Annotated in this window: 14 protein-coding genes; 7 read left to right on the forward strand and 7 right to left on the reverse strand. The window is 68.3% G+C overall.

The genetic code is table 11. The features are described 5' to 3' along the window. Positions 1-64: 64 nt before the first annotated feature. From ACCQ01_RS14825 to ACCQ01_RS14840, 4 genes are all read right to left on the reverse strand, one after another. Positions 65-466, reverse strand: coding sequence for an MAPEG family protein (locus ACCQ01_RS14825; protein ID WP_011037778.1), 402 nt, complete (start codon positions 464-466; stop codon positions 65-67). A 25-nt stretch (positions 467-491) separates the two neighbouring features. Then, positions 492-1,052: a DUF4019 domain-containing protein gene (locus ACCQ01_RS14830; protein WP_228431729.1), complete on the reverse strand. Its 561-nt coding sequence runs from the start codon at positions 1,050-1,052 to the stop codon at positions 492-494. 112 nt (positions 1,053-1,164) lie between these two features. Further along, positions 1,165-1,410, reverse strand: coding sequence for a hypothetical protein (locus tag ACCQ01_RS14835; protein ID WP_014508334.1), 246 nt, complete (start codon positions 1,408-1,410; stop codon positions 1,165-1,167). Between the two features lie 65 nt (positions 1,411-1,475). Further along, positions 1,476-2,681 (reverse strand): COG3904 family protein, encoded by a 1,206-nt coding sequence (locus ACCQ01_RS14840; protein ID WP_228431728.1) that lies wholly within the window; start codon positions 2,679-2,681, stop codon positions 1,476-1,478. A gap of 151 nt (positions 2,682-2,832) precedes the next feature. On the opposite strand from ACCQ01_RS14840, the gene ACCQ01_RS14845 reads away from it, so the two are divergent. The 4 genes from ACCQ01_RS14845 (at position 2,833) to ACCQ01_RS14860 (ending at position 7,967) form a co-directional block, all read left to right on the forward strand. Further along, entirely contained in the window at positions 2,833-4,296 is a 1,464-nt protein-coding gene (locus tag ACCQ01_RS14845; RefSeq protein ID WP_228431727.1) for an AlkA N-terminal domain-containing protein, read from the forward strand. Beyond that, complete coding sequence (locus ACCQ01_RS14850) at positions 4,293-4,832, forward strand: methylated-DNA--[protein]-cysteine S-methyltransferase (RefSeq protein WP_228431726.1); 540 nt, start codon at positions 4,293-4,295, stop codon at positions 4,830-4,832. Before ACCQ01_RS14845 ends, ACCQ01_RS14850 begins: the two co-directional genes overlap by 4 nt. A gap of 451 nt (positions 4,833-5,283) precedes the next feature. Beyond that, positions 5,284-6,558: an alkaline phosphatase family protein gene (locus ACCQ01_RS14855; protein ID WP_228431725.1), complete on the forward strand. Its 1,275-nt coding sequence runs from the start codon at positions 5,284-5,286 to the stop codon at positions 6,556-6,558. A 47-nt stretch (positions 6,559-6,605) separates the two neighbouring features. Then, positions 6,606-7,967, forward strand: a complete 1,362-nt coding sequence (locus ACCQ01_RS14860; RefSeq protein WP_076036696.1) for a chloride channel protein — start codon at positions 6,606-6,608, stop codon at positions 7,965-7,967. A 177-nt stretch (positions 7,968-8,144) separates the two neighbouring features. Here ACCQ01_RS14860 and ACCQ01_RS14865 read toward each other — a convergent pair whose 3' ends face one another. Both ACCQ01_RS14865 and ACCQ01_RS14870 read right to left on the reverse strand, forming a co-directional pair. Beyond that, positions 8,145-8,327, reverse strand: a complete 183-nt coding sequence (locus ACCQ01_RS14865) for a 30S ribosomal protein THX (protein ID WP_011037786.1) — start codon at positions 8,325-8,327, stop codon at positions 8,145-8,147. Positions 8,328-8,434: 107 nt separating this feature from the next. Next, positions 8,435-8,851, reverse strand: a complete 417-nt coding sequence (locus tag ACCQ01_RS14870) for a MerC domain-containing protein (protein WP_011037787.1) — start codon at positions 8,849-8,851, stop codon at positions 8,435-8,437. A gap of 161 nt (positions 8,852-9,012) precedes the next feature. Here ACCQ01_RS14870 and ACCQ01_RS14875 point away from each other — a divergent pair, with 161 nt between their 5' ends. From ACCQ01_RS14875 to ACCQ01_RS14885, 3 genes are all read left to right on the forward strand, one after another. Continuing rightward, positions 9,013-11,079, forward strand: a complete 2,067-nt coding sequence (locus ACCQ01_RS14875) for a TonB-dependent receptor (protein ID WP_228431724.1) — start codon at positions 9,013-9,015, stop codon at positions 11,077-11,079. 360 nt (positions 11,080-11,439) lie between these two features. Beyond that, on the forward strand, positions 11,440-11,862 hold the full coding sequence (locus tag ACCQ01_RS14880; protein WP_228431723.1) for a MarR family winged helix-turn-helix transcriptional regulator: 423 nt from the start codon (positions 11,440-11,442) through the stop codon (positions 11,860-11,862). Continuing rightward, a complete protein-coding gene (locus ACCQ01_RS14885) occupies positions 11,859-13,088 on the forward strand; it encodes an MFS transporter (protein WP_228431722.1) in 1,230 nt (409 codons plus the stop codon). Before ACCQ01_RS14880 ends, ACCQ01_RS14885 begins: the two co-directional genes overlap by 4 nt. Positions 13,089-13,195: 107 nt before the next feature. Here ACCQ01_RS14885 and cydB read toward each other — a convergent pair whose 3' ends face one another. Further along, the gene (cydB, locus tag ACCQ01_RS14890; RefSeq protein WP_267132015.1) at positions 13,196-14,188 is read right to left on the reverse strand and encodes a cytochrome d ubiquinol oxidase subunit II; all 993 of its coding nucleotides are present in this window, start codon (positions 14,186-14,188) and stop codon (positions 13,196-13,198) included. Positions 14,189-14,217: the final 29 nt, after the last annotated feature.

Consider the following 14,217-nt stretch of genomic DNA (forward strand, 5'->3'; position numbering starts at 1 on the left):
CGCGCTTGCTTGATCAAGATCAACTCGCGCACCGTGCCGCAGGACGCGGCACGGCCATCGCGCATTACCAGCCCAGCAGCGCGCGCACCAGCTTGACGATGCCCCAGAACGACACCACCCAGATCGCGCTGCGCAGGTACGGAATGCCCAGCGCATACACCGGCACGTAGGCGACCCGCGCCCACAGATAAAGCTGCACGCCCAGCGCGGTTTCGGCATTGGTGCGGCCGGCCACCGTCACCGCCAGCACTGCCGCGGCGAAGATCGCGAAGGTCTCCAGAAAATTGCGGAACGCACGATCCAGCCGTGCGGCCACGCCGGTCAGCGGCTTGGTCTCGCCATCGCGGGCGCTGGCGTTCCACTTGGTGCCGCGCTGGGCGGTCATGCTGGTCGATGCCGCCAGCAGCTGCACCAGGCCGAGCACCATGGCCCAGCCCAGCATCTGCAGTTCGATGCTCAATTGCATGCGTTGCTCCGCTTAGAGGCCACGATCACTTGGCCGACGCCCGCAGGCTGTAGCCGGCCAATCGCCAGGTCTTGTCTTCGTCCAGGCGGAACGACACCAGCTCGCGTACCGGCTGCGGCGCCTTCGCAAACCGGGTCGGGAAACTGACGTTGATGTACAGACCTTCTGGCACCTGGGCCCCCGGGCCGTACTTCACCCGCGTCACCGCGCCCTGCCCGCGCCCGACCACCGGCCCGAGCTGCGTGCGCTGGCTGCCGATGTGGCCGACGAACTGCTCGCGCGTCACCGCCTTCTTGGCCACGCTGGAGGCACCGTCCCACAACGGCCCGACCTGGGTGCCGTCCACCATCTGCGCCACCCGCAGCGCGGCCTGGGTCATTTCGGTGTTCTGCTTGGTCAGCTGCGCCTGCTGTGCGGCGGTGGGCGCGGCCGCAGCGGGTGCGGTCGTAGAAGGGACTGTGGCCGGGCGTGCAGTAGGCGCGGTGGCGGAAGGCGCTGCGGCCGGACGTGCAGTCGGGGACGGTTGTTGTGCGAAGGCCACGGAAGGCGCCACGGCCAGCGCAGCGAGCAGACAGGAACGAAGCATGTGCAAGGACCTTGTACGGAACGTCGGGGAATGAGGGCGCCGTCACAGTGCGTGCGGCGGGAGCAGTCTAGGCCGGAGCACGCACAAGGCAAGCGCCGGCGGGGTGTTGCTGTCAGACGTCGCCGGGGGGCACCGCGGCCACCGTGCGTGGGCGCCACAGCCGCCAGCTGATCCACAACGCGCGGGCCACCGCAGCAATGATCGCCACCAGGCTCAACCACACCGCCAGCGTGGCCGGCCACTGCACGCGGTTGGCCGCAGCGATGACGCGCAACAGCTCGGCGATGCCGAAGCCGGCCAGCACCAGCAGCCCGGAGGGCAGATAGGCCAGCGCAATTCCTTTGGATTTCCCAAGCATGTTGCCCCCCGGCTCCGATCACATGCGGCGACGATAGGCAGCCGGCAGTGCGGTACGCGTGAAGCTCAGCCTTCGGCCTGACCGGCGGCGGGCGCCTGCCGAGGATCGGACGCCGCCTCCTGCGCGGGTGTGGCCTCCGGCGCGGCGTCGCGCGCACTGGCGGGCGCTGCATTGGCCGGTGACGGTGCCGCGTCCGCCGGGGGCGTGGCGGCCGGCAGCGCGGCCGCGTCGGTTTCGGCCAGCGGGCTTTCTTCGGGGCAGGCGGCATCGGGGAAGCCGAAGCGCTGCTTCAGCGCCAGACCGCAGGCGTTGACCGCATCCAGCTCGGCGCCCTCGCCCTTACACTTCTGATCGAAGGCAACCAGGAACGCATCCTTGCGCCGCACGAAGGCGTCGCCGCACTTGCGCATCTGCCGGATCCGCTCCAGGTCGTCCTGCACCGCGTTGGTGCCGTCCAGGCCGTACTCGCGCAACTCGTCCATGGTGAGCAAGCGCAGGCTGCGATTGGGCACGGTCATCATCAGATCGGCCACCGCCACCGCCACGCCGTTGCGCTCCAGGTAGTCCTTGACGTTGCCATAGACCTCGCGCAATTCACGATTGAGTTCGGCGCGCGAGGTGGCCTTGGAGCTGATCCGCATCATGCGGTGGATGCCCACCTTGCCCGCTACCAGGCGGTTGTCGCCGGCCGCCAGCACGAACACGCAGGCGCTGTGGCAGATGGAGCCTTCGCGCACCCAGATGGTCCAGTTGGATTCGCCGATCACATCGCCGGCGCGGATCGCCGCCTCGACCTGGCCACCGCTGGAATCCAGATCCAGGATGCGGTGCGGCAGGCGCAGTTGCTCGGCCACCGTGGCCAGGCGCCACACCATGTCCGCAAAGCCGGCATTGATCTTGCCCGCGTAGCGCACCCGCAGCAGGCCGGTCTCGCGGCAGGGCGCCAGGGCCGCTTCCACGCTCGCGCGGTCCAGCGCCGGCAGCACCGTGCCATCGCCGGCCTCGCGGCTGTAATCGGTGGCGCAGCTGATCCAGGCCTGCCCCAGTTCCAGCGCAGCGGGCGGCCAGCCGGCCTCGCCGGGTTGCGCGCGCGGCCGCGGTGGTGGCGCCACCGGCTCGGGCGTATCCACCGACACCATGTGGTCGCCGTCGGCCGCCTGTGCGCCACTGCTCTGCTGCCCCACCTCGGCATCGGCGGAGGTCGCACCGTTGCGATCACAGGCGACCAGCGCAAGCGCGCACAACAGGGACAGGCAAAGCGATTTGAGCATCGGCGAGCAGGCAACGCGTGGCGGAAAGTCAGGCCAAGTCTATGGCTGAATGCGGCCAGCAGTTGAACCCTGCCATGAACACGGCGGCCCTTCCGCAACCATGTCCGAAAACGGCCAGCCGCATGCACAGGCAACGCATAGACTGGCGCCCATGCACACCGCCATGCCCGACCGGACCCACTGCGACCGCGCGCGACTGGCGCGCGATGCGCGCTTTGATGGGCTGTTTTTCACCGCGGTGCGCAGTACCGGCATCTACTGCCGGCCGGTGTGCCCGGCGCCGCCGCCCAAACCGTCCAATATCAGCTACTACCCCAGCGCTGCGGCGGCCACCGCGGCTGGTTATCGCCCGTGCCTGCGCTGCCGGCCGGAGCTGTCACCGCAGGCGCAGCAGCACCTGGGTGAAGAGAGCGTGCAACGGGCACTGGCGATGCTGGCCGAGGGCGTGCTGCAGGAGCAGCCGGTGCAGGCCCTGGCAGATGGGGTGGGCGTGAGCGCGCGGCAGTTGCAGCGCCAGTTCGTGCAGCAACTCGGTGCCCCCCCGCTGCAGGTGCATGGCACGCGCCGGCTGCTGCTGGCCAAGCAACTGCTCACCGAAACCGCCCTGCCGGTCACCGAGGTGGCGCTCGCGGCCGGGTTCAACAGCCTGCGGCGTTTCAATGCGGCATTCCTGCAAGGCTGTGGCATGCCGCCGTCGGCGCTGCGCAAGCAACGCAGCGACGTGCCCGGCGGCGACCTGTGTCTGCGGCTGGGCTACCGCCCGCCATTGGATTTGCCGGCGATGCTCACGTTCCTGCAGCGCCGTGCCATTCCCGGCATCGAGCAAGTGGATGCCGATGGATACCGGCGCGTGATTGGCGCGCCTGGCCAGGCCACGTTGATCCATGTCAGCGCTGCACCAACGCGCGACGAACTGCTGCTAAGGATCGGCGCCACCGACCCGCGCCAGATCCCGCAGATCGTGCGACGCGTGCGCCGGATCTTCGACCTGGATGCAGACCTGCACGCCGTGCATGCCACGCTCGCCCAGGACCCGCTGCTGGAACAGGCCATCACCCGCCGCCCGGGCTTGCGGGTGCCCGGTGGCTGGGACGGGTTCGAAGTCGCGGTGCGCGCCGTGTTGGGCCAGCAGATCAGCGTGGCCGGCGCCGCAACGCTGGCGGCGCGGCTGGTGGACCGGCATGGCGGCCGTCTCCCCGAGATGCCGCCCGGGCTGGATCGCAGTTTCCCCGCGCCGGCCGCACTGGCCGACGCGCCGCTGGAACACCTCGGCCTGCCGCGCACACGTGCAGCCACGCTGCGTGCGCTTGCCCTGGCCTGCGCCGACGGCCGCCTGCATTTCGGTGCGGGACAACGCCTGAGCGACTTCGTCGCCACATGCACCGCCCTGCCCGGCATCGGCCCATGGACCGCGCATTACATCGCGATGCGCGCCTTGTCGCATCCCGATGCATTTCCGGCAGGAGATCTGATCCTGCAACAGGTGCTCGGTGCCCCCGAGCGCCTGAGCGAACGCGCCACCGAAGCGCGCTCGCAGGCATGGCGGCCCTGGCGCGCCTACGCCGTGCTGCACCTGTGGCATCTTGCCGTCGACCGAAAGGACACCCGCTCATGAGCACGCTGCACTACGACACCTTCCCCTCGCCGATTGGTGCGCTGACCGTGGCGGCCGACACCACCGGCGTGCGCCACATCCTGTTCGCGCAGAACCGCCACGATGCCCCCGGGCGCGCACTCTGGCAGCACGGACCCGACGCGCCGCTGGTGCAGGCTGCACGCGAGCAGCTGCTGGATTATCTGTATGGCGGGCGGCGCAGCTTCGACCTGCCACTGGCCCCGGCCGGCACGCCGTTCCAGTTGCAGGTCTGGCACACACTGGCCCGCATTCCATTCGGTGAAACCTGGAGTTACGCGCAACTGGCGCAGGCAGTGGGCCGGCCGGCTGCCAGCCGTGCGGTGGGCGCCGCCAACGGCCGCAATCCGCTACCGATCGTGCTGCCCTGCCACCGCGTCATCGGTGCCAGTGGCGCACTGACCGGCTTCGGTGGCGGGCTGCCGACCAAACAGGCCTTGCTGCAACTGGAAGGCTGGTCGCCACGGTCTGTGCGCCGGGTGGCAGCCGTGGTCGGCGAGGATCTGTTCGCCCGCTGAGCTGGGCGAATGCCGCCGCCGTTCGCGTATGCCCTGTGGGTGTGCACGTGGTCGCGATCTGCGCGCGCGTATTGCGAGACACGCGCGCAACGTAGATCGCCTCATCAGGCCTTGGCAGGCGCCGCGGAGCACCGCCGCCAATGACGTCGCGCGCACCGCGCTGGTGACCAGCCGCATGGACAATGCCAACAGGTAAGTGGCCTGCAGGAGCCTGAAACCCTGCGTGCCGAAGCCAGCGGCGCTGGCAACGGTCCGTTGCAGTGCTGGCAACGATTCGGCGGCCGCACGCCGCGCGCCCCCGTGTTGTCCGCAATTTTTTGGGCACAGCGCAGGCTCACGGATCACGCTTGCGCGGCTACCGCCCGAGTCGGCCACCAAGCGCGCAGCATCTTCGACAACGCCAGTGCACCGATGACTTCGACACGTCACCGCGGCCACGTAAACTGACGCGATGATCGACAGACGTCTTCTGCTCGCCGCCGCCGTTGCAGTGCTCACTGCCTGCACCGCTCCACGCCCCGCACCGCCGGCCACTGCCGCGCAAGCCGCCATAGCGGCCGCGCCGCATACGCTGCTGCTGATCTCCATCGATGGTCTGCGCGCGGACATGCTCGACCGCGGCATCACCCCGGCCCTGTCGGAACTCGCACGCGACGGCGTGCGGGCGCAGTGGATGACGCCCTCATATCCCTCGCTTACCTTCCCCAACCATTACACGCTGGTCACCGGCCTTCGCCCGGATCACCACGGCATCGTGCACAACAGCATGCGTGACCCGGCCCTGGGCGGCTTCTGGCTGAGCAAGCAGGACGCGGTGAGCGATGCACGTTGGTGGGGCGGCGAGCCGCTGTGGGTGGGCGCGGAAAACGCCGGCCTGCATGCGGCCACCTGGTCGTGGCCGGGCAGCGAGGCGGCGATCCAGGGCGTGCGCCCCACGCAGTGGCGGCATTACGAAGAAGGCGTGAGCCTGGAAGCGCGCGTGGACACCGTGCGCGGCTGGCTCGCGCCCTCGGGCACACAGCACAACACGCTGGTGACGCTGTATTTCGAACACGTGGACGAAGCCGGCCACGATCACGGGCCGGAGTCGCAGGAATACGCCAACAGCGTGCGCGCCGTGGATGCGGCGATCGGCCGCCTGCTGGCCGGCATGCAGCGCGACGGCACCCGCGCGCGCACCAACATCATCGTGGTCTCCGACCATGGCATGGCCGAGGTGCCACCCGGGCACGCGCTCAGCGTGGAAGCCATGGCCCCGCCCACCCTCGCCACGGCCACCACCGACGGCCAGGTGATCGGTTTCGAGCCGCTGCCTGGTCAAACGGCACGCGCGGAAGCGCAATTGCTCGGTGCGCACGCGCAGTACGACTGCTGGCGCAAGGGCGAATTGCCGGCGCGCTGGCACTACGGCAGCCACCCGCGCATCGCCCCGATCGTGTGCCAGATGCACGAAGGCTGGGACGCGCTGTTCCCGGCCAAGCTGGCCAAGCGCCCGCGGGAGGGCATGCGCGGCTCGCACGGGTTCGACCCGGCGCTGCCGTCGATGCGTGCGGTGTTCCTGGCGCAGGGCCCGGACATCGCGCGCGGCAAGCAGCTGCCAGGCTTCGACAATGTCGACGTCTACCCGCTGATGACCCGCCTGCTCGGCATTCCGGCCGCGCCCAATGACGGCAACCCGCAGCGCCTGCTGCCAGCGCTGCGTACGCCACCACCCGGCACGCCCTGAGCCATCGCGGCGGCCCGCGCGCGCCGCTGCGGTGCGACAATAGGGCGATGTCTGCTCCCGATCCTTCCCCCCGGCGGCTGCGGCCGCTGTTGTCCAGCGAAGGCTGGCGTCGTCGTGTCGCTCTGTGGGGCGGCGCCATTGCGGTCGCGCTGGTGGCCATCGTGTTCGCCAAGGCCAGCGACGCGGCCTTCCACCTGTTCCAGCGCATCACTGCCCACTCCATCTGGTGGGCGCTGCTGCTCACCCCGGGCATCTTCGCGCTGCTGGCCTGGCTCACCTCCGGCGCGTTGCGGCCCACCCGTGGCAGCGGCATCCCGCAGGTGATTGCGGCGCTGGAACACCCGGACCCGGCCTTTCGCGAAACCAATCTCTCGCTGCGCGTGTCGATGGGCAAACTGGCACTCACCACCTTGTCGCTGCTGGGTGGTGCGTCGGTGGGCCGCGAAGGCCCCACGGTGCATGTGGGCGCCAGCCTGATGCATGTGTTCGGGCGCTGGTTCGGCTTCCGCGAGCCACGTGAGCTGTCGCACTTCCTGCTGGCCGGCGGCGCCGCCGGCATCGCTGCTGCGTTCAACACGCCGCTGGCCGGGGTGGTGTTTGCGATCGAGGAATTGAGCGGGCGCTTCGAGCACCGTTTCTCCGGCACCTTGCTCACTGCGGTGATCGTGGGCGGCGTGGTGTCGCTGGGCCTGCTCGGCAACTACACCTATTTCGGCAAGGTGGCCGTGGCCTTGCCGCTGGGCAAGGCGTGGCTGGCGATCCTGTTGTGCGGCAGCGTGGCCGGGCTGCTCGGTGGCCTGTTCGCACGCATGGTGCTGGCCAGTGTGTCCGGCCGGCCGCGCTGGCTGGCGGCATTGCGGCAACGGCACCCGGTGCTGCTGGCCGCGCTGTGCGGGGTCGCGCTGGTGGGTCTGGCGCTGGTGTTCGGCCAAGGTGCGTTCGGCACCGGCTACGAGCAGGCGCGCAGCCTGGTGCAAGGGCACGCGGTGGTCGGCCATGAGTTCGGGCTGATGAAGCTGGTAGCCAATCTGGTGTCGTACGTGGCCGGCATCCCGGGCGGACTGTTTTCGCCCGCGTTGGCGGTAGGCGCCGGGCTGGGGCACAACCTGTCGGTGTTGATGCCCAGCGTGGACCCGCGCACCTTCGTGCTGCTGGGCATGTGCGCCTATCTCACCGGCGTGACCCAGGCCCCGCTGACCTCGGCGGTGATCTCGCTGGAACTCACCGACACCAGCCAGATGCTGCTGCCGATCCTGGCCACGGTGCTGCTAGCACGCGCGGTCTCCGGGCTGGTCTGCAAGACGCCGATCTATCGCGGCCTGGCCGAACAGTTGCTGGTGCCGGCCGCAGGCACGCCTGCGCCGCCGACCACGGCTACACCCCCAACATCGCCGCCGAGCGCGCACTGATCGGCGCCGGTGCGAAGCAGCCTGGCAGGCTGCGGCGCATTCGACCCACGGGCACTGCCGCAGAAGACGACAGTTGCCCATCGGCGGCAGACGCTCTGCTGCTGCGCGCACCCAAACAACAGGCATAAAAAAAACGCGGCGCAAGCGCCGCGTTTCTGGTTGCGAAGCGGGCTGGGATCAGCCGGCCTTGGCAACGCTCTTCTTGGCCACGGCCTTCTTGGCCGGCGCCTTGACTACGCCCTTCTTGGCAACCGGGGCAGCTGCACCCACGACAACCTTGCTCACCGCGTGCGAACGCGAATTGCCGTAGCTGGAATTGTAGCGCTTGCCCTTGGCGGTCTTGCGGTCACCCTTACCCATTTCGTCGACTCCTGATGTGAATACAAATCCCCGCGCTGGCACGGGGTCTGGCGAGGTTTACGCCGGCGGCGCCCTCGCGCAAGGCCGGCAAGCCTATCACGTCGCTCTCAGTGCGCGCAGCTTGCGTCGTGGACGTGGCCATGACCGTGGTTCAGACGCAGGTTGACCAGGTGCGCAATTCCCACCAGTGCGCCGCCCAGGGTCATCACTACCGCGTGCGGCACTACCGAGTGGTGCAACGGGTCGTACAGCAGGCCCAGCCACAACAATCCCAGGCCCGGCAGCAGCAGCGCCAGGGCGTGCAGCGCCTTGTGGCGGCGATATCCCAGCACCAGGCTGAACAGCCCGAGCAGGGTCACGAACACCACGATGGCCAGCTCCACCCCGTCGCCGAGCCAGAACGACAGACCCAGCGACGGCGCCAGGGCCAGCACCAGCGGCAGCACTGCGCAGTGCACCGCACACAGCAATGAGCCGGTGGCACCGAAGCGATCGAGCAGATGGCGAAGCGTTGGCAGGGGCATGACTTTCAGCAGGGGCTCGCGGCGACGTGGAATAATATAACATCTTCCTCGTTCCAGCCCCGCACCAGTCCATCACGCAGGTGCGGTGTGTGCCGTCGGCGCAGCAGGCAAGCTGCGCCATTCCATTGATACAAAGTAACAACCATAGAGTCCGGTCAGCCATGTCCCCCAGCCTTTCTTCCCCGCTCCGCCGCTCCACCCTCACGCTGGCCCTGGCCAGTGTGCTGATGCCCGCCCTGGCCATGGCCGACGACACCCCGGTGCCTGCCGACCCGCAGACCCCGCCCAGTTCCGATACCCGGCATGACGCGACGCCGTCCAGCGGCCGCCATATCAAGGACCTGGACAAGGTGGTGGTCACCGCCAGCCCGCTGCGCGATGCCGCCGGCGAGCTGAGCCGCCCAGTCGAAGTGCTGGCCGGCGAGCGTCTGGACGAAGTGCGCGCCTCCAGCCTGGGCGAGACGGTGGCCAGCCTGCCCGGCGTGCAGAGCTCTAACTTCGGCCCCGGCGTGGGCCGGCCGATCATCCGCGGCCTGGACGGCCCGCGCGTGGCGGTGCTGCGCGATGGCCTCTCCACGCAGGACGTCTCCACCGTCAGCCAGGACCACTCGCCGGCGATCGAGCCGTTCCTGGCCAACCAGATCGAAGTGCTCAAGGGGCCCTCCACCCTGCTGTACGGCTCCGGTGCGATCGGCGGCGTGGTCAACGTGGTCGACGGCCGCATTGCCGAGACGCCGGTGGACGGCTTCAGCGGGCGCGCCGAAGTGCGCTTCGACGGCGGCGACAAGGACGGCAACACCGACATGTTCCGCGTCGATGCCGGCAACGGCAGCGGGCTGTCGATCCACGCCGACGGCGTGTACCGCAACCAGAACGACTACGACACCCCGCAGGGGCGCCAGGCCAACTCGTTCCTGGATTCCAAGGTGGGCTCGATCGGTGCGTCGCTGGCGGGCGACTGGGGCTTTGTCGGCCTGTCTGCCTCGCGCTTCCGCGACAACTACGGCAATCCGGGCGAGCCGGGCGATCTGTCGATCGGCGAGCGCGGCGTTTCGCTGAAACTGCAGCAGGACCGCTACGACCTCAAGGGCGGGCTGACCGATCCGTGGGGCGATGGCAGCGTGCTGCGTTACAGCTTCGGCCATACCGACTACGCGCACACCGAATTCGAAGGCGCCGAAGTCGGCACCGTGTTCACCAAGCGCGCCAACGAAGGCCGCGTGGAAGCGTCCTTCACTTTCGGCGGCGGCTGGCAGACTGCGTTCGGCCTGCAGGGCAGCGACACCACCTTCCAGGCGGTGGGCGAAGAATCCTTCGTGCCCAAGACCGATACCCGTTCGCTCGGCCTGTTCGGCGTCGCCCGCAACAGCTGGGACCGCGTGACCGCCGAGGTGGGCGCGCGCGTGGACAAGGTGAAGTACACCACCGACATCGGCGTGGACCGCGACTTCACCCCGACCAGTTTCTCGGCCAGCGCCGGCTTCCGCTTCAACGAGCAGTGGCGCCTCACCGCCAACCTCGACCACGCCGAACGCGCGCCGGCCGAGGAAGAACTGTTCGCCAACGGGCCGCATATCGCCACGCTGGCCTTTGAAATCGGCGACGCCGATCTCAAGACCGAAAAGGCCAACCAGGCCGAGCTGGGCCTGAATTTCCAGAACGACTGGGTGGATGCCAAGATCGCGGCGTACTACAACCGCTACAACGACTTCGTCTATATCGTCGATACCGGCGGCCAGTGGTTCAACGAAGAAGACAACGACTTCCTGCCGATCCGCCAGTGGACGCAGGCCGACGCCATCTTCCACGGCTTTGAAGGCGAAGCCACCTTCCACCTGGCCAACAACGACACCGGCGCATGGGACCTGCGCGTGTTCGGCGACACCGTGCAGGCGCGGCTGAAGGATGGCGGCAACCTGCCGCGCATCGCACCGGGCCGCGTGGGCGCGGAAATGCGCTGGAACGCCGATGCATGGCGCGCGTCGCTGGGCGCGATCCGCACCATGAAGCAGGACAAGGTGGCGGTGAACGAAACCGCTACCGACGGCTACACCATGGTGGACGCGCATCTGGCTTACCACGTGGATCGCGGCGCCAACGCGTGGGAAGTGTTTCTGGATGGCAACAACCTCACCAACCAGGATGCGCGCGTGCACACCTCCTTCCTCAAGGACGACGTGATGTTGCCCGGCCGCAACGCCTCCTTCGGCGTGCGCCTGTTCTTCTGACGGCGCTCTCTCTCCCGCCGTCACAAGCGAGGCCGCCTTCGGGCGGCCTCTTCTTTTTTAGAGAGTGCACTCGCGTTGCGCCATTCCAATTGGTAGCGGTGGCGCACCGGCCGAGCGCACTACGTCGCTTGCCAGACTCGGGGCGCAAAGACCGATGCAACGCTCCGCCGACAGCTTGCAGAACAGTACTCTGCAGCAGCGTGGCATTCCTGGGCCGATGCTGCGATTGATCATCACATGACGCAGGCGGCGGTTCATCAGCGCCGGAGCCAGGGAGCGCGCAACCGATCACGCTCAAGCATGCCAGTTGCGACTAGGTGCATATGCACCCAGAATGCGGCAACCTCGTGGAGACACCGCATGCTCAGCCTCTCCCACTGCACCTGCTTCCATCTGCGCCGCGCAGCGCGCCGGGTCTCGCAGTTGTATGACCACGCGCTGGCGCCGGTCGGGCTAAGCCTCAATGAGTACTCGATCCTGCGCCGGCTGGAGGTGGCCCAGTCGCTGGGTACGTTGGCCAGCACGCTGGGCATGGACCGCACCACCCTCACGCGCAATCTCAAACCGCTGCTGGCAGCCGGCTGGATTACGAGCCAGCGCGGCGAGGATGCCCGGCAAAAATGGCTACGCCTGAGCCGCAGCGGCCGTGGACTGCTGGTGCGCGCACGCCCGCATTGGCACGCGGCGCAGGTGCAGCTGGAGACGCTGTTCGGCGCAGCCCCCACCGCGCAGTTGCATGCAACGCTGACACGTCTGGATGCCGTGCTGGAGACACACGCATGAGCACGTCTGCGGCACCACGCACGCGTGCGCACTGGGGTTTGCTGGTCACCGCCTCGGCGATGCTGATGCTGACCATGGGCGCGCGCCAGACCACCGGATTGTTCGTGGAGCCGATCCATCGTCAGACCGGCATCGGGATCGCATCGATCAGTTTTGCGCTGGCGATTGGGCAACTGGTCTGGGGCGCGGTGCAACCTGTGTTCGGCGCGATCGCCGATCAGCGCGGGCCGCTCCCGGTGCTGATGTTCGGCGGCTTGCTGTTGGCAGCGGGATTGGGCCTGGCGCCGTGGTGGACCAGCGAATGGGGTTTGATCGTGTCGCTCGGCGTGCTGGCGGCAGCCGGTGCCGGCGCGGGCAGTTTTTCGGTGCTGATCGGCGCCACTGCGCACCGCATCGCGCCGGAGCGGCGCTCGTTCGCGGCCGGGCTGATCAACGCAGGCGGCTCGCTTGGCCAGTTCGTGTTTGCGCCGCTGGTCCAGCTCACGATCGGCGCGGCCGGCTGGGCCAAGGCGATGACCGGGCTGGCACTGGTGTCGCTGCTGACCCTGCCGCTGGCCTGGCCGCTGCGGCGCGTGCCATCTGCAACCGGTGCGCACACGGCCTCGGTTGCCGGGGAGATCAGCTTGCGTGCGCAGTTGCAGCTGGCGCTGCGCGATCGCAGCTATTGGTGCCTGCATCTGGGCTTTTTCACCTGTGGCGTGCACATCGCTTTCCTGGTCACGCACCTTCCTGGCGAGGTGGCGCTGTGTGGTTTGCCGGCCAGCGTGTCGGCGGTGTCGATCGCGTTGATCGGCCTGTTCAACGTGGCCGGCAGCCTCACGATCGGCAAGCTGGGCGAGCGCGTCCGCATGAAGTGGTTGCTCACCGCGATGTATGCCAGCCGCGCGGTGATGATCGGCCTGTACCTGATTGCGCCGCCTACACCGCTGACGTTCTACCTGTTCGCCGCGGGATTGGGATTCACCTGGCTGGCCACGGTGCCGCCCACGGCCGGCTTGATCGGCAAGCTGTTTGGCCCGCGCTATCTGGGCACCTTGTTCGGACTGATGCTGTTGTCGCACCAGCTCGGCGGCTTCTTTGGCGCGTGGCTGGGCGGCCTGGCGCTGGAACACTCCGGCAACTACCTGTGGATGTGGTACGGCGACATCGTGTTGGCCGTTGCAGCGGCGTTGGTGAACCTGCCGATTCGTGAAGCAGTGCCCATGCGCCGCGTTGCGGTTGCGTAAGGCGGACGGTGGCAGTGGCAAAGCGGCGGCTGGCGCCGTCTGGGCAAGACGCCGGATGCGACGCCCATCGAAGCGATGGCTTACTTCGCTGATTGCCCAGGCACGCGTTATTCCGCCGCATGCCCGCGTGGCTTGACCTTCCCGCGGAACACGTAGAAGCCATAACTGCTGTAGGCCAGCGTGCACGGCACCAGCACCGCGAACGCCAATAGCATCACGCCCTGGCTTGCCGGGGGCGATGCCGCCTGTGCAAGGGTGATGTCTGGCGGCAGCACCATCGGATACACGATGGCCAGCACACCGGCGTATGTGGCCACGACCACGCCCAGCACAGCAAACAACGGCAGGAATGCATGGCGGCTGCGCATCAGCAGATACATCGCCGCCATCAGGCCGAGCACCGATGTCCCGAGCGGCACGCTGATGTGCGCATCGCCCAGCCGCTGCGCGTAGGTCGGCGTCAGCCGTGCAAGCCAGACCACGCCCAGCGTGAGCAGCGCGACCAATACGATGCCGAGCACACGCGCCTGGTGCCGTGCACGCTGTTGCAGCTGCCCCCCGCTACGCCACACCAACCAGCACGCCCCCAGCAGCAGGTAGCCCACCACCAACGCCGCGCCGCAGAACAGCGGGAACGGCTGCAGCCATTCCCGGCCGTTGCCGGCGTATTGCCCGGCACGGTGCGCGACGCCGGCCAGATACGTGCCCGCCACCACGCCCTGGCAAAAGGTGGCCAGCAGCGATGCCACCATGAACACCACATCCAGCACGCGGCGACGGCGATCAGTGCCGAACTGGTCGCGGTATTCGAGTGCGACGCCGCGACAGATCAGCGCCAGCAGCATGACAACCAGCGGCACATAGGTCGCATTGAGAAAAATGGCGTATGCGCTGGGAAACATCGCCAATAGGCTGCCGCCGCCCAGCACCAGCCAGGTTTCGTTGCCGTCCCACACCGGCAGGATCGAATAGGCCATCAGGTGCCGATCCGCATCGCTGCGATTGGCCGCGAACAGCATGCCCACGCCCAGGTCGGTGCCATCCAGCACCACGTAGGTGACCACGGTGAAGGCCAGCGCGGCGGCCGACAGGTGTTGCATGAGTTCAACGGAGAGATGCACAAACACGC

Origin of the sequence: Xanthomonas sp. NCPPB 4037 (assembly GCF_041475695.2) — a bacterium.
Classification (GTDB): Bacteria; Pseudomonadota; Gammaproteobacteria; order Xanthomonadales; family Xanthomonadaceae; genus Xanthomonas; species Xanthomonas campestris.

Coding starts and splice junctions, on each gene's coding strand:
- ACCQ01_RS14825 (WP_011037778.1), bottom strand. CDS start 466: ATGCAATTGAGCATCGAACTGCAGATGCTGGGCTGGGCCATGGTGCTC.
- ACCQ01_RS14830 (WP_228431729.1), bottom strand. CDS start 1,052: ATGCTTCGTTCCTGTCTGCTCGCTGCGCTGGCCGTGGCGCCTTCCGTG.
- ACCQ01_RS14835 (WP_014508334.1), bottom strand. CDS start 1,410: ATGCTTGGGAAATCCAAAGGAATTGCGCTGGCCTATCTGCCCTCCGGG.
- ACCQ01_RS14840 (WP_228431728.1), bottom strand. CDS start 2,681: ATGCTCAAATCGCTTTGCCTGTCCCTGTTGTGCGCGCTTGCGCTGGTC.
- ACCQ01_RS14845 (WP_228431727.1), top strand. CDS start 2,833: ATGCACACCGCCATGCCCGACCGGACCCACTGCGACCGCGCGCGACTG.
- ACCQ01_RS14850 (WP_228431726.1), top strand. CDS start 4,293: ATGAGCACGCTGCACTACGACACCTTCCCCTCGCCGATTGGTGCGCTG.
- ACCQ01_RS14855 (WP_228431725.1), top strand. CDS start 5,284: ATGATCGACAGACGTCTTCTGCTCGCCGCCGCCGTTGCAGTGCTCACT.
- ACCQ01_RS14860 (WP_076036696.1), top strand. CDS start 6,606: ATGTCTGCTCCCGATCCTTCCCCCCGGCGGCTGCGGCCGCTGTTGTCC.
- ACCQ01_RS14865 (WP_011037786.1), bottom strand. CDS start 8,327: ATGGGTAAGGGTGACCGCAAGACCGCCAAGGGCAAGCGCTACAATTCC.
- ACCQ01_RS14870 (WP_011037787.1), bottom strand. CDS start 8,851: ATGCCCCTGCCAACGCTTCGCCATCTGCTCGATCGCTTCGGTGCCACC.
- ACCQ01_RS14875 (WP_228431724.1), top strand. CDS start 9,013: ATGTCCCCCAGCCTTTCTTCCCCGCTCCGCCGCTCCACCCTCACGCTG.
- ACCQ01_RS14880 (WP_228431723.1), top strand. CDS start 11,440: ATGCTCAGCCTCTCCCACTGCACCTGCTTCCATCTGCGCCGCGCAGCG.
- ACCQ01_RS14885 (WP_228431722.1), top strand. CDS start 11,859: ATGAGCACGTCTGCGGCACCACGCACGCGTGCGCACTGGGGTTTGCTG.
- cydB (WP_267132015.1), bottom strand. CDS start 14,188: ATGCAACACCTGTCGGCCGCCGCGCTGGCCTTCACCGTGGTCACCTAC.